The organism is Enterobacter cloacae complex sp. 394I7, from assembly GCF_057320345.1.
In genome coordinates this window covers 128,591-146,413 of record NZ_JBXWCR010000006.1, presented here as the reverse complement: position 1 = coordinate 146,413, position 17,823 = coordinate 128,591, and the positions used below count along the sequence as shown (strand labels likewise).

General features: G+C 58.1%; 20 protein-coding genes. 1 reads left to right on the top strand and 19 read right to left on the bottom strand.

All coding sequences use genetic code 11. The annotated features are described in order from the left end of the window. Positions 1-2 precede the first annotated feature (2 nt). The 19 genes from AC2FAP_RS19120 to AC2FAP_RS19030 form a co-directional block, all read right to left on the bottom strand. Complete coding sequence (locus tag AC2FAP_RS19120; protein ID WP_020884520.1) at positions 3-1,232, bottom strand: beta-ketoacyl-ACP synthase; 1,230 nt, start codon at positions 1,230-1,232, stop codon at positions 3-5. Further along, positions 1,229-1,960 carry a 3-ketoacyl-ACP reductase FabG2 gene (locus AC2FAP_RS19115; protein WP_020884521.1) on the bottom strand — a complete coding sequence of 244 codons (732 nt, stop codon included), beginning with the start codon at positions 1,958-1,960 and terminating at the stop codon, positions 1,229-1,231. Before AC2FAP_RS19115 ends, AC2FAP_RS19120 begins: the two co-directional genes overlap by 4 nt. After that, positions 1,957-2,430 carry a hotdog family protein gene (locus AC2FAP_RS19110; RefSeq protein WP_025202828.1) on the bottom strand — a complete coding sequence of 158 codons (474 nt, stop codon included), beginning with the start codon at positions 2,428-2,430 and terminating at the stop codon, positions 1,957-1,959. Before AC2FAP_RS19110 ends, AC2FAP_RS19115 begins: the two co-directional genes overlap by 4 nt. Further along, positions 2,427-3,596, bottom strand: a complete 1,170-nt coding sequence (locus AC2FAP_RS19105; RefSeq protein WP_449541970.1) for a beta-ketoacyl-[acyl-carrier-protein] synthase family protein — start codon at positions 3,594-3,596, stop codon at positions 2,427-2,429. The genes AC2FAP_RS19110 and AC2FAP_RS19105 overlap by 4 nt, the downstream gene beginning before the upstream one ends. 1 nt (position 3,597) lies before the next feature. Beyond that, on the bottom strand, positions 3,598-4,176 hold the full coding sequence (locus AC2FAP_RS19100) for a DUF3261 domain-containing protein (RefSeq protein WP_014172042.1): 579 nt from the start codon (positions 4,174-4,176) through the stop codon (positions 3,598-3,600). Then, the gene (locus tag AC2FAP_RS19095) at positions 4,173-6,497 is read right to left on the bottom strand and encodes an MMPL family transporter (protein WP_449541969.1); all 2,325 of its coding nucleotides are present in this window, start codon (positions 6,495-6,497) and stop codon (positions 4,173-4,175) included. Before AC2FAP_RS19095 ends, AC2FAP_RS19100 begins: the two co-directional genes overlap by 4 nt. Next, positions 6,466-7,071: an outer membrane lipoprotein carrier protein LolA gene (locus AC2FAP_RS19090; protein ID WP_032679154.1), complete on the bottom strand. Its 606-nt coding sequence runs from the start codon at positions 7,069-7,071 to the stop codon at positions 6,466-6,468. Before AC2FAP_RS19090 ends, AC2FAP_RS19095 begins: the two co-directional genes overlap by 32 nt. Further along, complete coding sequence (locus AC2FAP_RS19085) at positions 7,068-7,490, bottom strand: acyl-CoA thioesterase (RefSeq protein WP_449541968.1); 423 nt, start codon at positions 7,488-7,490, stop codon at positions 7,068-7,070. Before AC2FAP_RS19085 ends, AC2FAP_RS19090 begins: the two co-directional genes overlap by 4 nt. 3 nt (positions 7,491-7,493) lie before the next feature. Further along, complete coding sequence (locus AC2FAP_RS19080; RefSeq protein ID WP_449541967.1) at positions 7,494-9,185, bottom strand: glycosyltransferase family 2 protein; 1,692 nt, start codon at positions 9,183-9,185, stop codon at positions 7,494-7,496. Further along, entirely contained in the window at positions 9,176-9,529 is a 354-nt protein-coding gene (locus AC2FAP_RS19075) for an ApeI family dehydratase (RefSeq protein ID WP_050737707.1), read from the bottom strand. The genes AC2FAP_RS19080 and AC2FAP_RS19075 overlap by 10 nt, the downstream gene beginning before the upstream one ends. Continuing rightward, positions 9,516-10,877 (bottom strand): class I adenylate-forming enzyme family protein, encoded by a 1,362-nt coding sequence (locus tag AC2FAP_RS19070; RefSeq protein ID WP_449541966.1) that lies wholly within the window; start codon positions 10,875-10,877, stop codon positions 9,516-9,518. The genes AC2FAP_RS19075 and AC2FAP_RS19070 overlap by 14 nt, the downstream gene beginning before the upstream one ends. Next, a complete protein-coding gene (locus AC2FAP_RS19065; RefSeq protein WP_014172034.1) occupies positions 10,870-11,457 on the bottom strand; it encodes a COG4648 family protein in 588 nt (195 codons plus the stop codon). The genes AC2FAP_RS19070 and AC2FAP_RS19065 overlap by 8 nt, the downstream gene beginning before the upstream one ends. 6 nt (positions 11,458-11,463) lie before the next feature. Then, positions 11,464-11,715 (bottom strand): acyl carrier protein, encoded by a 252-nt coding sequence (locus AC2FAP_RS19060; RefSeq protein ID WP_014172033.1) that lies wholly within the window; start codon positions 11,713-11,715, stop codon positions 11,464-11,466. A gap of 13 nt (positions 11,716-11,728) precedes the next feature. Then, the gene (locus AC2FAP_RS19055; protein WP_020884530.1) at positions 11,729-11,986 is read right to left on the bottom strand and encodes a phosphopantetheine-binding protein; all 258 of its coding nucleotides are present in this window, start codon (positions 11,984-11,986) and stop codon (positions 11,729-11,731) included. Next, positions 11,967-12,782, bottom strand: coding sequence for a lysophospholipid acyltransferase family protein (locus tag AC2FAP_RS19050; protein WP_025202835.1), 816 nt, complete (start codon positions 12,780-12,782; stop codon positions 11,967-11,969). Before AC2FAP_RS19050 ends, AC2FAP_RS19055 begins: the two co-directional genes overlap by 20 nt. Continuing rightward, the gene (locus AC2FAP_RS19045) at positions 12,779-13,501 is read right to left on the bottom strand and encodes a beta-ketoacyl synthase chain length factor (RefSeq protein ID WP_040018231.1); all 723 of its coding nucleotides are present in this window, start codon (positions 13,499-13,501) and stop codon (positions 12,779-12,781) included. The genes AC2FAP_RS19050 and AC2FAP_RS19045 overlap by 4 nt, the downstream gene beginning before the upstream one ends. Before the next feature lie 64 nt (positions 13,502-13,565). Continuing rightward, positions 13,566-14,630: a methyltransferase gene (locus AC2FAP_RS19040; protein ID WP_078774766.1), complete on the bottom strand. Its 1,065-nt coding sequence runs from the start codon at positions 14,628-14,630 to the stop codon at positions 13,566-13,568. 67 nt (positions 14,631-14,697) lie between these two features. Further along, the gene (locus tag AC2FAP_RS19035) at positions 14,698-15,087 is read right to left on the bottom strand and encodes a hypothetical protein (RefSeq protein WP_151712567.1); all 390 of its coding nucleotides are present in this window, start codon (positions 15,085-15,087) and stop codon (positions 14,698-14,700) included. 323 nt (positions 15,088-15,410) lie between these two features. Then, complete coding sequence (locus AC2FAP_RS19030) at positions 15,411-16,460, bottom strand: AI-2E family transporter (protein WP_014172027.1); 1,050 nt, start codon at positions 16,458-16,460, stop codon at positions 15,411-15,413. Positions 16,461-16,604: 144 nt separating this feature from the next. On the opposite strand from AC2FAP_RS19030, the gene AC2FAP_RS19025 reads away from it, so the two are divergent. Further along, positions 16,605-17,822 carry an MFS transporter gene (locus AC2FAP_RS19025; RefSeq protein WP_449541965.1) on the top strand — a complete coding sequence of 406 codons (1,218 nt, stop codon included), beginning with the start codon at positions 16,605-16,607 and terminating at the stop codon, positions 17,820-17,822. Position 17,823 lies beyond the last annotated feature (1 nt).

Here is a 17,823-nt window from a genome sequence, read left to right as displayed (position 1 = left end):
AGTTACGCCCAGCGTTTGATGATTATCGACGTGTTGATGCCGCCAAATGCGAAGTTATTGCTTTGCAGATACTCGCAGTCAATCTGACGGGCTTCACCCATAATATAATCTAAAGCACCACATTGCTCATCCGGTTGTCTTAAATTGAGCGTCGGGGCAAACCAGCCCTCACGCATCATCTGCAGACTCATCCAGGCTTCCAGCGCCCCACAGGCGCCTAACGTGTGGCCAAAATAGCTCTTCAGCGACGAAATTGGCACGTTGTCGCCAAAGATGGCGGCGGTGGCCTGGCTTTCGGCGATATCACCGCGATCGGTGGCGGTACCGTGCGCGGAGATGTACCCCATGTCCCGCGCGCTTAACCCTGCTAACGCCAGCGACTGCTCCATACAAATTTGCATGGTGTCACGTTGTGGCTGGGTGATATGGGCTGCATCACAGTTGGTGGCGAAGCCAACGATCTCGCCATAGATAGTTGCACCGCGTGCTCTGGCATGCTCAAGCTCTTCCAGAATCAGGGTGCCTGCGCCTTCCCCAATGACCAGACCATCACGCTGCGTATCAAATGGCGAAGGGGTGGTTTTCGGCGCATCGTTGCGCTGGCTGGTCGCGAATAAGGTGTCAAATACCGCCGCCTCTGACGGACAAAGCTCCTCTGCTCCGCCTGCGACCATCACGGTCTGATAACCGTGACGAATGGCTTCCCAGGCGTAGCCAATGGCCTGACTGCCCGACGTACAGGCACTCGACGTCGGGATAACGCGACCCCGAAGGCCAAAGAACAGGCCGGTATTCACCGCGGTCGTGTGCGGCATCATCTGCACATAGGTCGTACCGGTGATGTTGTGGGTGTGTTTTTCGGTGAGCATGGTGGCGAATTCGCTGACTGGCCCGGTACTGCCTGTGGAGGAGCCATAGGCGATACCGGTTTGGCCATTCGTGAGCACCGCCTCGCCAATCAGCCCCGCCTGCTCCAGCGCCAGCTCGGTGGCGCGGGTCGACATCAACGACACGCGGCCCATGGCGCGAATACGCTTGCGGGTATAGTGTTCCGGCAGGGTGAAATCATCAATCGGCGCGCCCAGCAGTGTGTGCAGGCCATCGTAAACCTGCCACTCCGGCATTTTGCGTACCGCGTTGTCATACGCCAGCAGCCTGCGGGAAACGGATTGCCAGTCCTCGCCGAAGGCGGTAACGCCGCCCATACCGGTAATCACCACGCGACGCGTCATAGCATTCCTCCGTTAATGGAAATGACCTGGCGGGTAACGTAGCCTGCAATATCTGACATCAGATAGCTGGCAAGTCCTGCAACCTCTTCGGCCTGGCCCATCCGTTTCATTGGAATGATGGACATTGCCTCTTTCAGCGCAGCCTCTTCCATTTCAATCATGCCGGTATCAATCAGCCCCGGCGCAATGCAGTTCACGGTGATGTTGCGTTTTGCCAGCTCAATCGCCAGTGCTTTGGTCGCGCCAATAATGCCCGCTTTTGCCGCGCTGTAGTTCACCTGACCGCGGTTGCCCATCATGCCGGACACGGAGGATAAGGTGATAATGCGCCCCCCTTTTCGGGTGGCGATCATCGGCATAATGCAGGGTTGAATAACGTTATAAAAACTGTCGAGGTTGGTATGGATGACGCTGTCCCAGTCGTCTTCGCTGAGGGCCGGAAACGCACCGTCGCGGGTGATACCGGCATTACTGACCACGCCATACCATGCGCCGTGGGCCTCGATATTCTGCTCCAGCACGTCACGGCACTGTTCGCGGTTACCTGCATCGAAAGAGAGCAGGCGACCCTGACCGCCCGCCTGTGTGATGGTATCCAGCGTCGCCTGCGCGCCTGCGGCGTCACGGTGGTAATGTACGCCTACGGTAAACCCGTCAGCGGCAAGCTGGCAGGCGATGGCACGACCAATGCCTTTGCTGGCCCCGGTGACCAGTACGGAACGACTCATGCGTGAGATCCCTGATTAAAAAGCGATGTTAATTCTTCTGCGCTCGGCTGGAAGGTATTGACCCGGCCCGTGGCCAGCGTCTCCTCACCTGAGGAGATCGTACATTCAAAACTGCCGAAGCGTTCATCCTGCATCAGCAGTCTGACGGTGATGTCCAGCGTCGCGTCTTTTGCGAAACGTCCGCTGGCGCAGACCAACTCGCGCGCACCCAGCACCATGCCCAGCGCAATATGATCTTGCCCTTTCTGCTGGCGATGCCAGCCTGACCAGACGCCAACGGTCTGCGCCATCAGTTCGAGCGCGTACCAGCCAGGCAAATCGCCCTCGGCATTTAAAAAGGGCGCCAGTACGCTTTGGCCGTTGACCGCGACACGGCATACGGCGGAATCGTCGGTGACGCGTTCAACGGATCCCAGCAGCATCATTGGCGCATCGTGCGGCAGATAGTCGACGGGTGATAAGTAGCTCATGACACTCTCCCCAGCAGGATGCTGGCGTTGTTGCCACCAAACGCGAACGAGTTAGATAAAATGACCGGTTTTTTCAGCGCGGTGCTCTGGTGCAGCACGCCGCACGGCGACAGCGTCTCGTCCGGCGCGTAGCGGGCGAAATCCTGTGGGGGTAACGGCAGGTCACGCGTCAGAATAAGCCAGCTCAACGCCGCTTCGGTGATACCGGCAGCGCCCAGCGTATGGCCGGTAAGGTGTTTGGTAGAACTGCAGGGCACGTTTTCTCCAAAGAGGTCGTGTACCACGTGTGATTCAATCTGGTCATTGAGCGGTGTGGCGGTGCCGTGCAGGTTGATATAGCCAATATCCTCCGGCTGCAGACCCGCGTCATTGAGCGCCTGGGTAATGGCGCGAATGGCGCCTTCACCCTGCGGATGCGGCGCCGAAATATGGTAAGCATCGCTGGACTCGCCTGTTCCCAGCAGCGCGACCCCGGCGGGTTCACGGCTCAACACCATCAGCGCAGCGGCTTCACCAATGGTGATACCCCGACGGTCGCGGCCAAACGGCTCGCAGAGCGTTGGAGAAAGCGATTCCAGACTGTGAAAGCCATTGACGGGCATCCGGCTCAGGGTATCTGCGCCGCCCACAATGGCAATATCCACCAGCCCGGCATCAATCAGACGCCGGCCGCTGATAATTGCCCGCGCGCTGGAGGAGCAGGCGGTCGAGAGGGTATATGCCGGGCCCTCAAGCTGTAACCAGTTAGCCAGAAAGCGGGACGGATCGCCCAGCTCCTGTTGCGGATACTGCCACCGGGTGCTGGCTTCGCCGTTGAGCGTTAATCGTACGTGCTCATCCCCTTCATTGAGGCCGGAGGTGCTGGTACCCAAAACCACGGCCACGCGGTCGCGGCCGACCCGGGTAATCGCGTCGTCAACGGTGGATTGAATCTGTGCCAGCGCGGCCAGCAGCAGCTGGTTATTGCGGGTGCGGTGCGCGGCCAGGGTATCTGGAATGGACGGCAACTCGCCTTCCACGCCGCCCAGCACGGCATCGGGCGCATCCTGCAACCAGCCGGACCGACAATGCATGCCGGGGGCTACGCCCGCCGTCAGGTTAGCGGCAATCTCATCCAGCGAGTTACCCAGCGCGTTGACCATGCCAACAGCAGAAATGTAAATCATCTCAGTCACCCAGATATTGAATGGTGATGTGGTAGTTAAAGACGTGTTGCTCGATGCTGATTGGCACGCGCTTGCCTTTGCGTTGCAGGTAGACAATGTCAGTGACCAGCTTGCCGCTGGCATTGCGTAGCTCGCGCCGATCGCCCTTGTCTTTAAGCGTCCAGCCCTTCGGCAGTTGTGGCTGCCAGGCGCTGAGTGGCCAGTGGCTGAGCATCACATCGGCCAGTACCTGGCTGGCGGGAGGCAGCTGCGGCACAACGATCGACTGTTCGGTGTGGATCCCGGTGTCGTCGTAAGTCGCCAGGAACAGACGGATACCGACGGAAGAGAGCCCGGCAAGCGTCACTTTGTGATCATCCGCGTTGAGCATGACCAGCAGAGACTGCGTTTGTCCGTTGAAGGTTCCGGTCAGCAGCTGCTGCGAACTGACCGCCGGGGTAATACCGGGCGGTGGCAGCGTCACTCGGGTTCCCGGCTGAAGCCAGGCCTGCGGACGTGTCCCTTCAGTATCGGTCGAATGGCTACAGCCTGCCAGCAACAGCGTCGCCACCAGCGCGGCTGCGCGGTAAAAAGCATTCATTTTCGTTTTCTCTCTTTCTTAACAGGCATCGCCAGTGGCGCCAGCAGGAAGGCGGTAAAAATGCCGCTCACCAGCACAATACCGAAGCTGCTGATGGCCTGCGTGGCGCTGAACACGAGCATGCCTAACGTCAGCAGCGTGGTCATCATCGCCAGCGTGATGGCCAGCATCGACGTCAGCGGCGTACCGCGCGGGTTGCCGAAAAACAGCGTGTAGTTAATGCCAATGCCGAGCACCAGGACCAGCGCCAGCAGTGAAAACAGATTTACCGGATGCCCCGTGACGGCCAGCGCGGCCAGCCCGCAGCTGAGCGACAGCACGGACGGGACCAGACTGATAAGCCCTTTTCGCCAGCCGAGGCGTACCATCGCCCCGCAGGCAATCACCGCCAGCGCGACAAACAAGAGTCCCGTTAACAGCGTGCGGTAGAGCTCAAACAGGCTGTCAAAACTGGCCTTGCGATCGACCCAGACGACGCCCGCATGACGGGCGGCTACTTCGCTGAGTGCGGCGCTGTTCCGGGCGTTGTCCACCGGCACTAACACACCGCTTTCGCCGTCAGGCAGGGTCTGCCACAGCAGACGCCAGCCTTCGCTGGCCGGGCTGGCGAGCCACGCCTCCACGCTCACGGGCATGGCATTCAGATTCGGTGTGACGGTGCTCAGTCCCGCGTTTCGCAGCGCGTTCGTTATGGCCGGCGCGGCCTGCTGCAACAGCAGCAGATCGCTTTTCTGGCGCGCCAGCGAATTTAAGGGCAGGGTCCGCCAGCGGGTAATATCCCCCGCTTTTTGGGCCTGGGCTAACGCCGGGGTAAAGGCTTCCAGCCGTTCCAGCGTTTGCTGCGGCGATGCGCCATACACCACAAACCATTTCTGATCGACACCTTGCCCGGTCAGGGCGGTAATGGTTTTCTCCTGCGCCAGAATGTCTTTGGGCAGCGCCTGTAGCTGGGCGATATCGTCGTTGACCTTCAGGGTGGCAAGCCCGGCAGCCGAGACCAGCGCCAGTACCACAGGCAGGCCCACAGAGAGTTTTTTATTGCGTCGCCAGGCGGCCAGCCAGCGCAACATCAGGACCATAAACGGAACCGGCCGCACCGGCAAACCACGACACAGCCAGGGATGCCAGAAAATCACCGTCAGGCAGGAGGCGCTCAGCCCCACCGCGGCAAACACTGCCATCTGGCGGATCCCGGGGAAGGGGGCCAGCATCATAATCAGGTAGGCGGCAACGGTCGTCAGCAGCGCCAGCAGCAGCGCATTACGTACTTTGGCCAGGCTTTGCCACGGGGAATGTTCTGCGCCGTGCACCATGCGTTCGGTGAGGTAATAGAGCGTGTAATCCGCTGAAATTCCGATGATGCTCATGCTCATCACCAGCGTCATCAGATGCAGTTCGCCAAACAGCAGCAGCGTCACCACCGTACCCGCCAGCGCACCTGTGGCAATGGAAATCAGACACAGCAGCAGGGGTTTCAGGGAACGAAACACTGCCAGGATGAGCAGGATAACCCCAAGGATCGTGACGATGCCCAGCGTGGAGATGTCCCGTTTTGCCTGCTGGCTGGCGTAATCACTGTAAAACACGGTACCGCGTGAGAGCAGCTGCGCCTGCGGAAAGCGTGTTTTCAGCGTCTCCTGCAGGGCAGTAAGGGTGGTTACCAGCTGATGGGTTTGCTGCATATCAAACGATGAGCCCGCCAGCTCACCGTGCAGCATATACCAGTAATTTCCACTGGCATCCTGGGTGACCAGCCAGCCGTCCATCAGCCGTAGCTTCTGGCTGTTTTGCGCCAGCGCCAGCTGCGAGCCGCGCATCAGCATCAGGGGATCGTTTTGCAACTCTTTGCCACTCACGCCGGAAAAGGCCGAGTAGAGCTGGGATAAAATCCACTGCGCCTGCGCCTCACCGCCGTTTTGCAGGCGGGCCCGGGTGGCCGAATCAATCAGGCCGTTGCGATGCTGCCAGAAGAACTCGCCCCAGGCTTTTTGCCCGGCGGCGTCCATCGGGCCTTTAACCTCCCTGAGCGAATGGCTGTTTTTCAACAGATCCAGCCACTGCTGCGCCACCCTCGGATCGGGTTCTTTACCGGGACTGACCAGCCAGACAAGCTGGCGGTCAAGACGCTGCATAAATGCGTCGTTGAGTGCCGGCGGGATTGCCCCGAGCGTCTGCTTCGGCAGCATAGCCAGTACGCTGCTGTTCAGGCGCGCGCCGGGCAGCAGGGACAGCAACACGCCCAACAGAATCAGGCATACCGTCGCCCACAGCAGCGCCGGGCGCAGGGATTTACGGTGCGGCAAAGCGTTGGCGTTCGTCATCGGTCAGGCTGGCGGGCGTCAGTGTGTGGCGGGAAAGGACGATATCGGTACGATCGCCCTGCTTATCGTTGAGGCGAATCGTCTCAAGGTAGGTCGCGCCGCCCAGATCGAGGGTGGCGAAAATTTTGTCCAGCGGTGTCGTTGTGGGGGTCAGCACCAGCGACCAGCGGCCTTCGCCGAGATCGCGAAAATCGATGCGGAAGTTCTCTTCCAGCACCTTGCGGTCGGCCTGGAACAGCGCCCGCAGCAGGTGGTTGAACTGGAACATCTGCGGATTATTGTCGGCGGTAATGGTCTGCGGAGGCTGGCCGTTGATCGTCTGGATCATCCGTTTATCATCCAGCAACAACGTCATGGGGAAAGGCGCTTTTTGATCCCACAGCAGGCCGCTGTCGCGTGCGATCAACATTTCGCCCTGCGAGCGCAGCGGCTGCGGCAGATCCTTAATCGTCCGGACCTGTTCGAAATGCGCGCGCACGACAGGTTGCCCGGTAAACCGCTGCTGCAGCTCATCCAGCGTCACGGCGCTCACCAGCGGGCTGATCATCAGTGCCAGCACAGGCAACCATTTCATGGCGTAACTCCCATTCGTTCAAACAATATAGCCGGGCTGACAAAGCACATTTCACGGCTGGCTTCTTTGACGGCCACCTGGATGGTATAGCCTGTGGTGGTGCGTTTACCGGTTTGCGCGTCGAAAATTTGATAGGCGATGCGCAGACGGTTTTCATACTCTTCGATGTGCGCGCGCACACGGATGCGCTGCTCAAAGGTCACCGCATCGCGGTATTTCACCCGGGTATCGACTACCGGCCAGACATAGCCTGACGCCTTCATCTGGCGATAGCCGTAGTTAAACTGGTTGAGCAGCGCCTCGCGGGCAATCTCAAAGTAGCGAAAATAGTTGCCGTGCCAGACCACGCCCATCATATCGACATCGTGGAACGGAACGGTGATTTCTACTTCGGTCGTAAAGCGGGGATCGGTCAGCACCCTTTACTCCTTCTCTTTGGCATCCGGCAGGTGCCAGAAATCGAAAAAATTAAACCAGTCGAGCGGTGACATTAAGGCGTAATACTCAAGCCGCTGTGCATAGCGATCGACGGCCTGTTGCAGCGCCTGCTGGCGCTCCCCGCGTGGCAGAAGCAGCGGGTCGGCAAACGGCTCGCAGTGTATCGTGAGCGCACCCTGCTGACGCAGGGCGTAAATCAGCACCACCGGGCAGCGCAGAATGGAGGCGAGAATAAACGGCCCTTGCGGGAATGGGGCGGGCTGTCCCATAAACGAACTCCAGATCACCCGCCAGTCGCCGCCGCGCTGTGGCGTGACCGCTATGCGATCGCCCACAATGGCGACCCATTCACCGCGCTCAAGCTTCTCTTTGATGGCGATGGCGGTATCTGGCCCAATGTCCGTCACGGGCATCAGGTTAACCCCCGCCTGGGGTGCCATCTCGGTCATGATCTGTTTAAAGCGCTGCGCGTTATCGCTAAAGACCAGCGCGTTGATGACTTTGCTGCCTTCCAGCTGAGCCAGTGCCCGGCAGGCTTCCACATCGCCAAGATGCGATGCGAGCAGCAGTTTGCCTTGCGATGCGTCAGCATCCAGCACGTCATACGCACCGGGAGCAAAGACCACGTCACGATGAAACTTCAGTTCGCCGCGCCAGCTGGCGACTTTATCCAGCATGGCGTTGCCGAAGCGCATAAAATGGAAAAAGCTGTTAAGGCGTGGCGGAACAGGCATGTTCCGCTGCGTCAGCACCTGCTTCACTCGTGCTGTCCACTGCTGCGAAGCCTGTCGCGCCTGTTGGGCCGTAAGCCAGTACACCCCGATAACCGGCCACAGCAGCACGGTAAAGGCCCGGCGGCCAAACAGCTGCCAGACGCGCAGCATCAGGCGCATTCCCCACAGGCCCTTCACCTCGTCCTGCTGCGCCCAGTGCTGGCGGCGACGACGAAGCAGCAGGGCGGGAATGCGGGGCAGCATGCCGAAGAACAGCCGGGTGTGCATCAGTGAGATCCGCACGTTGTCTTTGAGCGCGTCGAAATGGGATAACCCGTCCGGCGGATAGGTAACGCGGGTCGGCAGAAAATAGCTGGTATTGCCCTGCCAGTAGAGACGGACCATCACTTCGGTGTCAAAGTCCATACGTTTACCAAGCGGCACGCGTGCGGCCAGCTGCAGCGTGGGCGAGACCGGGTAGACCCGAAAACCGCACATGCTGTCTTTAAGTTGCAGGGACAGGGTTTCAATCCATACCCAGACGTGCGTTATCCAGCGACCGTAGAGGCGGGAGCGCGGAATGGAATCATCGTAAATGGGCTGGCCAGATATCAGCGCCTCCGGGTGACGCTCAGCCAGAGCCAGCATTTTGGGGATATCCTCAATAGCATGCTGGCCGTCGGCATCCACCTGTACGGCGTGGGTATAGCCCGCGCGGGCCGACTCTTCCAGCCCCTTAATGACCGCGGCACCTTTACCTGCGTTTTGCGCCAGACGTACCAGCGTAACCTGGGGCTGCCCGGCGGCCAGATGCTCCAGAATGCGGCGCGTCTGCTCGTCACTTCCGTCATCGACCACCAGGCAGGGCAAGCCGAACGGCGCCAGCCGCGACAGTACCTTTGCCATCATCGCGCCATGGTTGTAGCACGGGATCAGCACGCAGGGGCGGAAGGTTACTGACACAGGCGAATCTTCCCGCTGCTGGCAGTATGGCGATTGTCACCGGCATGGCGCTGGTAGCTGAAGGTCAGTATCTGACGTTCGGCATGCCAGTTAAGGACCAGCGTGACCGTGGTATCCGGTAGCAGAGGGGCCTGGAATTTCACATTTTGGATGCTGTGAAAACGGTAACCCGGTGCCAGCAGCGTGGTGGCGTAGTGCATGACCCAGTCAATCTGTGCCACGCCTGGCAGCAACGGCTGTACGGCAAAATGCCCCTGGAACCAGAACAGGGAGGGGTCAAGATGCAAAACGATTTCCAGGTGCTGCGGCTGTGCCTGGTGGCGTTCGATTTCATGAATTTTCATGAAACAACTCCTGTAACTGCGCATAGACACGCTTGTTCATACTGTTTACCGGCATCTCATCGATAATGCGCCAGTAGCGGGGGACGGCGACCGGCTCAAGCCAGGGCCGCAGGGCGCGGCGCCAGGCCAGTTCCTGCGTTTTTTTGCCCTGCTGATGCCAGCGCTGACGGGTCTTCTCATCCAGAACCAGCAGGACACCTATACCCTGACGACCTCCGCGGGTAACCGGTAATGCTGCGGCTTCACATATGCCCTCAAGCTCCAGCAGGCGACATTCAATCTCGTTCAGTGAGATACGCTTTTCTTCGATTTTGACCACCCGACCACGACGTCCGGCAATGCTAAAAAAACCGTTACTGTCGAAGTGCAGGATATCGTCCAGCTGTAACCCTGCGGCTTCGTGAATGAGCGGGGAGGTCACGCGGCAGATTTCCCCTTCACTCTGGAACACCACGCCGGGGAAGGCGAACCAGGGTACGCTGTCCGCCTGACGGTGCCGCCAGGCGAGGATCCCGGTTTCGGTGCTGCCGTAGATTTCATCCGGCCAGACGTTAAGCCAGCCATGGGACTCCGTGACATCGCACCAGGGCAGCATTCCCCCGGCGGAGATCAGCATCACGACAGGAGGGGCAGTCAGCTCGGTATCCAGCCGTTTCAGGAATGCCGGACTGCTGATAAAAAGGTAGTGCCTGTCGTGAGGGAGTGCCGCCAGTTGCTCAGCGTAATAGAGCATGGCGGCGTGCAGCGGAAGCCCCATCGCCATTGGCAACATGATGCGGAACGTCAGGCCATAGAGATGTTGTGGCACGACCGAGGCCACAATGCTGCAGCCCGCCAGGCGTTCGCCAAAACGGTTCGCCAGCAGGCATGCTTCACGGTCCAGGCTGGCGATGTGCTTAATGACCCGGCGTGGGGTGCCCGTGGAGCCCGATGTAAAAAGCTCAACAAAGCGCGCGTCGTCAATGACGGGCAACGGTGCCCATTGGCGCGCGGTCTGAGGGGAGGAGGTCACCACAATGACCTTTCCCTGAATATCCAGCGTCTGATCGCTCAGGACACCGCTAAACAGCGACCGCTGTTCGTCGAGCAGAGAGACCCGGCTATGGCCTGGAATGACCGGGGTTTTACCGGCATGCAGTGAGGCCAGCAGCGCAACAATAAACAGGTAGCTGTTTTCAAAGCACAGCGCCCAGCGTTCACCCTCCTGCTGTCGCAATGCTTCTACCAGCAAGGTGACATCGTGGCGCAACTCACCCAGCGTCCAGGTGCGATCGTCAAGCCAGGCGATCGGCGTGTCGTCAGGGCGTGGAGCATTTAACCACTGGCCCAGCGGGAGGGGTTTATTCATCGAGCTTCTCTTTTTTCATCACCCGTTGACGCACCAGCCACTCTGTCGCCATCAGCGTGCCCATCAGAAAATAAGCCACCATACCGTTCCACACTGTCCAGACATGCATATCGCCGTGTAGCACGGTAAACAGGGCTATCGCACCGTTACCGAGGAAAAACCCGCACCACACCAGCGTCACCTTACGGGTATATCGCACACCCGCCGGAGGCAAATTCGGTTCACGCAGACGTGCCAGCCGTTCAACCAGCGGCATGGTTGTCCACAGTGAGCCGCCAAACACGGCCAGCATCACGAGATTAACCACCACCGGATAGAGCAGCAGCCACTGGTGCGCTTTCAGCAGATAGCTCGCCGCGCAGAGCGCCAGGCCTGCCAGCGCAATACACTGCACCACATACCGCATCGGGCCTGCGTTTCGCCGCGCCTGATGCAGACGCAGCACCAGCACCAGGGCCATCAACGGCAACAGCCAGTGCAGACCGTTGTGCGTCAGCCCCAATCCAATCAGGAATGGCCACGCCAGCAACACGACTCCCGTCAGGAGTGGGATCGCCGGAAACGCTCGTCCTCCAGGCACGGTGGTTTACTCGTCGCGCAAAAGCTGAGCGACAGCGTCAACCACATCCTGCACGGTACGGACAGATTTGAAGGTTTCCGGTTTGATTTTCGTCCCCGTTTTCTTCTGCAGGTGAACAATCATGTCCACTGCATCGATACTGTCCAGATCCAGATCTTCGTACAGGCGAGCCTCAGGCGTGATTTCCTGTGGGTCGAGTTCAAACAGCGTAGCCAGGAGTTCGCAGACTTCCTGATAAATGGTTTCTTGTTCAGTCATAACGGATCACATCTCAGGCGCGTTGAGCGTTGATAAAAGAAGCCAGCGTGGCGACGGAAAAGAAGTGCTGACGCATCTCTTCGCTTTCGGCAGACAGCACCACGCCATACTGGTTTTTCACGGCCAGGCCAAGTTCGAGGGCGTCGATAGAGTCGAGACCCAGTCCATCACCAAACAGCGCAGCATCGGTATCGATATCCTCGGCGGTAAGCTCGTCCAGATTCAGCGTGGTGATGATGAGATTTTTAATTTCAAGATGAAGCGCTTGCATCATTAATTCCTGACAAAGATTGAAGGCCTGATGTTAATCGATGCTGCAGATGCCGGTTTAACTGCCTTGCCGCCAGTGCCGGTTCTTGTGTCTTTGCATCGTAAAAAGCGTCGATATTCACGCGATCGCGAACATCTACGGTGAAAACAGGTTTTACGGGCGGTACGTCGTACCAGTGACTTTTTTTATCCAGCAGAGGTTCGCTGCAGTGGATCACCACGATGCGCAGGTCGCTGTGGCAGCGCACGGCAATATTTGCCGCGCCGCGCTGGAGGGAGATTGCCTCTCCCGACCGGGTTCGTGTGCCTTCCGGGAAAATTAACAGCGTGTCGCCCTGGGCCAGACGCTGCTGGCTTGCACTGAGGAGCGTTTCCGCTTCGCTGTTAATCAGGTAATCCGCTGCGCGAATGACGCCGCTGACAAAGGGGTTGCGGAGCAACGCACTTTTCACCAGACAGTCGGTTTCGGGCATGACGGACGCCAGGATCACGTAATCAATCAGCGTCGGGTGATTGGCCACCACCAGACAACCGCGATCCCCGCGAAGGGCGTCAAGATTGTGAATGCGATAGTCCAGTACCCCGGTGCCACGGGCGACATGTAAGAAAAAGCGGAAGCTGGCCGCGATACTGCGACGCGCCAGGCGACGGCGTCTGGCGCGGTCGCGCTGAACCAGCAACAGCAGATTGAACCACACCAGCGACAGCAGCAACCCGCCCGTGCCAAACAGCACGAAGCAGAAGCCGGTCATCATCAGACGCCATAACCAGTTGATACGGGCAGTCAGGCGGCTCATTCGCGTGTCCATTGCCACAGCAGACGTTCGCCTGAAACCACAAACTGCCGTTCATCGCGGAGGTACCGTTGCAGGAACATCAGGCTCTGCGGCAGGGGAGGTTCTTCACCCGTGCTGCCGCTGCGGGTTTCGCACTGCAGTGTGCTCCCGGCTTCAATCACCAGGGCCAGCGCGTAGGGCCAGGTGGGCATCTGCGGCGGTAAACCCGGATGATAAAAATCGGGCAGGGCACCGTCAAAATCGACCAGCAAGACGCGGGAATAGCCCGCCTGAAGCAGGCTCAACACTTCACATAATGCCTGCTGGAAGGTGTCCAGCCCGGCAGAAACAGAAGACGAGACGATGGGGTGTCGCGCAGTGATCGTCAGGTTGCCCACCGCCGAATTGTGCACGGACATGGCAAAGTCTGTCGGCGAGACGGCCTGACCGGTCGCCAGGGAGTGCAGGATGCGGAAATTACGCTCCAGTTCGCCATGACGGCTGGAATAGACAACGGCATCAATCGCGTGGCGGCGAAGCAGGGTGAGTCCGAGGTCTACCGCCAGCTTACTGCCCGAGTTGAGGCGGCGCGCGGTCATCATCGGCAGTTCGGTAAGCTTAGGCAGCGGCGCAGCCGGGTCGAGGGTAAGGTGCTGGCGTGACCACGCCTGCCACTCTGCGGCATCGCTCAGGCCTGGCGCTCTTGCCTGCCAGTCAATTATGTTCAGTGAAAATTTCATCTACGCGCGTCCGCGGAAAACCATCATTAAAAGACAGGCAAGCCTGCCGGGCAGTTCAACTGCTCTATTGTTCAATTTTTTGACAAATCAATAGGGTATGACCTACCCCAAGGTTGTCCAGCCGCTGTTCTACGTGGAAACCGGCCCGCTCCAGATAGTGATAAAATTTCTCTACACTGTAAAACCGGCTGTTGCCGTTCGCCATACAGGTGAAATAAAGCGAGGTAGCATTCAGGCTGAATGAGGCGGCTTCAAATTTTTGGGCATCCCAGAACAGTTCCATGATGCACAGTCGCGCGCCGGGCTTCATAACCTGTGCAACGCGAGTCAACATGGCGACAATCTGGTCCGGAGAGAAACAATCCAGGAACTGGCTCATCCACCAGATATCGGCTTCACCCGGCAATGTCGCATGACTAAGCATATCGACAGCATGGAAGCCAATGCGATGAGATAAACCTGCTTTTTCGATGTTTTCCTGCGCCAGCGTTATCTGCTGTGGCAGGTCAAGGATCGTCACGGCAACATTGTCGTCATAGCGGCAGCAGCGTAACGCCCATTTACCCGTATTTCCGCCCACATCGTACAATTTTGTCGGCGAGCTTGCGAATATATATGGCAGCGCCGCGTCGAAAGCGGCATCAGAATAGTAATGATCAAAAGCGAACCAGCTCTCTTTTGCCTGCTCGGGTAATTGTGATAATGCCGGATAGATAGTTGGCCAGTTGCCAAACACGGATAATCCCGCCGGTTTTTCTTCCTGCAGGGCATCGGCCAGATGGAATAATCCCTGGTAACAAACATCCTGCGTGAAATCCATATTCACGCGGGTCATGGTGTCATGCAATAAGAAATGACCCACCTTTGCCAGGAAATAGCGCCCTTCTTTACAGGTAACGATCCGTCCGCTTAATCCCATATCCAGCAATACGCTTACGCTATAACTGCTCAGGGTACTGTTTTCGGTTATTTCCTCGAGACTTGCCCCTGTTTTCCCTTTTTTATCCAGCCAGGAAAGCACGCCCGAATTACGCAGACAACGCGCGGTCTGAAACAGCATCGGCGCAAAAGCGATGCGTTGCGCTTCGGTAATGGCGTCCAGCGCGTTGAGGGTGTCCTTTTCGTACATGCGTGCGTAACCTTATGAGGCCGAGAAAAACGTTATCGGGCCATGTCGGCCCGACATGAGGAAAATATTACAGCGCGGCGCCTGCAGAGAGGTTCATCTGAATATCGTGGTCGAGGTTATGAACCCAGCGGTTATAGTTCTTGTGGATTTTACCGTCGGCGGCTTTCAGGTTCATACTGCTTTCGTAATTAATTGAATAGCTTGTCGCAGAATAAGGAATACGGATTTCGACCGAGTGGTCGCGTGCCTGCAGACGGCCTTTAATTACGCCCGGGCCTGCTTCGCTCATGATCCAGTTGCGCTTCTGGCCTGCTTTCAGAATGGCGGTTTTCACCTGCTCAGCGGTGTGGCCTGTACTGACAGTAGCGTGAACCTGATCGATTGGGGCGGTACGCGCGCAACCGACCAGTGCGCCGACGACAGCAACAGCAGCAAACCATTTAATGATCTTTTTCATCAACAACTCCGTATCAATAATAACAATTTAAATCAGTAATTTTAAAAAATTATATTTTGGCGGAGTATTATCGCTAATGAGGATAATTTTTGTCGATATAAAAGTGGGTATTTGTTTTACGCGAGGGGAGGTGTAATGCATTGAAACGAAAGGGTGAGAATTATATGCCATGTAATTTGCGTTAAATAAATATTTGCATGACGATTCATTTATTATGGCAAGATAAATAACGCGAAATCCTCCTTAGCGAAAATGAAAATTACCGCGCGGTGAGCGTCGCGGTAATTTTCGGTGTGTTGCACAGTTACGCGCTGTGGGACCCGTTATCCCGGCAGTCGGCTTTTCGGTCGCCCGGGACCCAACAGGATCGCCAGTTTACTGCCACCTTTGGTGGTTTCCATCCAGATCTTACACACGCTGGTCAGCGGTACTGACAGTAACATCCCGACCGGCCCCAGCAGCCATCCCCAGATCAGCAACGACAAGAACACCACCAGCGTCGACATTCCGAGACGGTGGCCCATCATGCGCGGCTCAAGGATATTGCCCAGCACCATATGCACGACCAGGAACAGCGCCCCCACCAGCATGCACTCGTAAAAGCCATTGAACAGAAACGCCTGAATCATCGGCGGCACGGCGGAAAGCACCGCGCCGATGTTGGGTACGTAATTCAGCAGAAACGCCAGTACGCCCCACATCAGCGCGAACTGCACGCCCATCAGCATCAGTCCCAGCCAGACAATCACCCCGGTCCAGACGCTTAACAGCGTTTTCAGGGCCAGATATTTGGACACGCCCTTCAGGGCCCGGTGTAAACCCGCAATATGAATTTGCGGGTTATTCAGCGCAAAGCGCAGCTTATAAGGAACATGGCGGACCTCGAACAGCATAAACACCACCGTCATCACCAGCAGCAGGATGCTGGCCATCGCGCCGGAAAGGCCGGTCATCAGGGTGGTGGCGTAGGTCATGACCTTCTCTGAATCCATGCGGCGTAACATCCGCTCGGGTGAGATATGCAGGTTAAGAAAAGGCATCATCTCCTGAAGCGAAACGATCTTACGCGTCAGCTCTTTGTTGTACTGCGGGAGCATGGTGGAGAATTCACTGAGCGACGCCGCGAGCACGCCGAAAAGCGCCGTCAGGGCAATCATCATCACGATGACCACGATAGTAATGGCCACCGGACGGCTGATGCCCCGGCGCAAAAACCAGGTCACCAGCGGATTAAGCACAATGGCAAAAAAGAGCGCCAGCAGGAGCTGGACAATGATGTCAGCGGCAGCATGGATACCTGCGAGGATAACCACCAGGCAGGCGAGTTTTAATAAGATGTGAAGTCCTGCTTTGTCGGACTGGTTCGGTATCATGCGGGTTCCTTAATGTGATAGCCCGTTAAGTGTAGTGCCCGGTGGCCGCTTCGTCTGGAGCCGATAATCTGAAAGTCAGTGCTGATTTTCTTATCCTGCCGTGGTAATAGTGAAACACTGTTGTAAAAATTCAGGTTAAACCCCATGCCAGAGCATGCCGCCGAACCGGCGCTGAGCGGATTGCGCCTCAATCTGCGCATTGTTTCCGTTGTGATTTTTAACTTCGCCAGTTATCTGACGATTGGCCTGCCGCTGGCGGTGTTGCCGGGCTATGTCCATGACGTCATGGGTTTTAGCGCATTCTGGGCGGGGCTGGTCATCAGCCTGCAGTATTTCGCCACGCTCCTGAGCCGCCCGCATGCCGGGCGCTATGCGGATCTGTTTGGGCCAAAGCGCATCGTCATAGTGGGGCTCTGCGGCTGTTTTCTGAGTGGTCTGGGCTACCTGCTGGCCGCCACCACCAGCCACTGGCCGCTGGTCAGCCTGGCGCTGCTCTGTCTGGGGCGAGTGATTCTGGGTATCGGACAAAGTCTGGCGGGTACCGGTTCGACGCTGTGGGGCGTGGGTGTGGTGGGTGCGTCCCATATTGGCCGGGTGATCTCGTGGAACGGTATCGTCACTTACGGCGCAATGGCGCTGGGCGCACCGCTGGGGGTGATCTGTTATGCCTATGGCGGGCTATCCGGGCTGGCTATCACCATTATGGTCGTCGCGCTGCTCGCGATTCTGTTTGCCCTGCCGCGCCCGAAGGTGAAGGCCAGCAAAGGCAAGCCACTGCCGTTCAGGGCGGTGCTGGGGCGCGTCTGGCCTTATGGTATGGCGCTGGCGCTGGCAACCACCGGCTTCGGCGTGATCGCCACGTTCATCACTCTCTTCTATGACGCCAAAGGCTGGGACGGCGCAGCCTTTGCCCTGACGCTGTTTAGCTGTGCGTTTGTCGGCTCGCGTTTGCTCTTCCCGAACGGTATCAACCGTCTGGGGGGACTGAATGTGGCGTTGATCTGCTTTGCGGTAGAGATTGTCGGGCTGGTGTTGACCGGGATTGCCACCGCACCGTGGATGGCGAAAATGGGCGTTTTCCTCGCCGGCGCTGGCTTTTCGCTGGTCTTCCCGGCACTCGGCGTGGTCGCGGTAAAAGCCGTGCCGCAGCAGAACCAGGGGTCGGCGCTGGCGACCTACACGGTGTTTATGGACATGTCGCTGGGCATTACCGGGCCGCTGGCGGGGCTGGTGATGGCGTGGGCAGGGGTACCGGTAATCTATCTTGCCGCGGCGGGTCTGGTGGTTATCGCATTGATGCTGACATGGCGGCTAAAAAAATGGCCCCCGGTGCAGGCACCGGAGGCCACGTCATCATCGTGAA

What these genes read in the sequence shown, in the direction of transcription:
- AC2FAP_RS19120 (WP_020884520.1), bottom strand. Translation starts at nt 1,232, where the DNA reads ATGACGCGTCGCGTGGTGATTACCGGTATGGGCGGCGTTACCGCCTTC.
- AC2FAP_RS19115 (WP_020884521.1), bottom strand. Translation starts at nt 1,960, where the DNA reads ATGAGTCGTTCCGTACTGGTCACCGGGGCCAGCAAAGGCATTGGTCGT.
- AC2FAP_RS19110 (WP_025202828.1), bottom strand. Translation starts at nt 2,430, where the DNA reads ATGAGCTACTTATCACCCGTCGACTATCTGCCGCACGATGCGCCAATG.
- AC2FAP_RS19105 (WP_449541970.1), bottom strand. Translation starts at nt 3,596, where the DNA reads ATGATTTACATTTCTGCTGTTGGCATGGTCAACGCGCTGGGTAACTCG.
- AC2FAP_RS19100 (WP_014172042.1), bottom strand. Translation starts at nt 4,176, where the DNA reads ATGAATGCTTTTTACCGCGCAGCCGCGCTGGTGGCGACGCTGTTGCTG.
- AC2FAP_RS19095 (WP_449541969.1), bottom strand. Translation starts at nt 6,497, where the DNA reads ATGACGAACGCCAACGCTTTGCCGCACCGTAAATCCCTGCGCCCGGCG.
- AC2FAP_RS19090 (WP_032679154.1), bottom strand. Translation starts at nt 7,071, where the DNA reads ATGAAATGGTTGCCTGTGCTGGCACTGATGATCAGCCCGCTGGTGAGC.
- AC2FAP_RS19075 (WP_050737707.1), bottom strand. Translation starts at nt 9,529, where the DNA reads ATGAAAATTCATGAAATCGAACGCCACCAGGCACAGCCGCAGCACCTG.
- AC2FAP_RS19070 (WP_449541966.1), bottom strand. Translation starts at nt 10,877, where the DNA reads ATGAATAAACCCCTCCCGCTGGGCCAGTGGTTAAATGCTCCACGCCCT.
- AC2FAP_RS19060 (WP_014172033.1), bottom strand. Translation starts at nt 11,715, where the DNA reads ATGACTGAACAAGAAACCATTTATCAGGAAGTCTGCGAACTCCTGGCT.
- AC2FAP_RS19055 (WP_020884530.1), bottom strand. Translation starts at nt 11,986, where the DNA reads ATGCAAGCGCTTCATCTTGAAATTAAAAATCTCATCATCACCACGCTG.
- AC2FAP_RS19050 (WP_025202835.1), bottom strand. Translation starts at nt 12,782, where the DNA reads ATGAGCCGCCTGACTGCCCGTATCAACTGGTTATGGCGTCTGATGATG.
- AC2FAP_RS19045 (WP_040018231.1), bottom strand. Translation starts at nt 13,501, where the DNA reads ATGAAATTTTCACTGAACATAATTGACTGGCAGGCAAGAGCGCCAGGC.
- AC2FAP_RS19040 (WP_078774766.1), bottom strand. Translation starts at nt 14,630, where the DNA reads ATGTACGAAAAGGACACCCTCAACGCGCTGGACGCCATTACCGAAGCG.
- AC2FAP_RS19035 (WP_151712567.1), bottom strand. Translation starts at nt 15,087, where the DNA reads ATGAAAAAGATCATTAAATGGTTTGCTGCTGTTGCTGTCGTCGGCGCA.
- AC2FAP_RS19030 (WP_014172027.1), bottom strand. Translation starts at nt 16,460, where the DNA reads ATGATACCGAACCAGTCCGACAAAGCAGGACTTCACATCTTATTAAAA.
- AC2FAP_RS19025 (WP_449541965.1), top strand. Translation starts at nt 16,605, where the DNA reads ATGCCAGAGCATGCCGCCGAACCGGCGCTGAGCGGATTGCGCCTCAAT.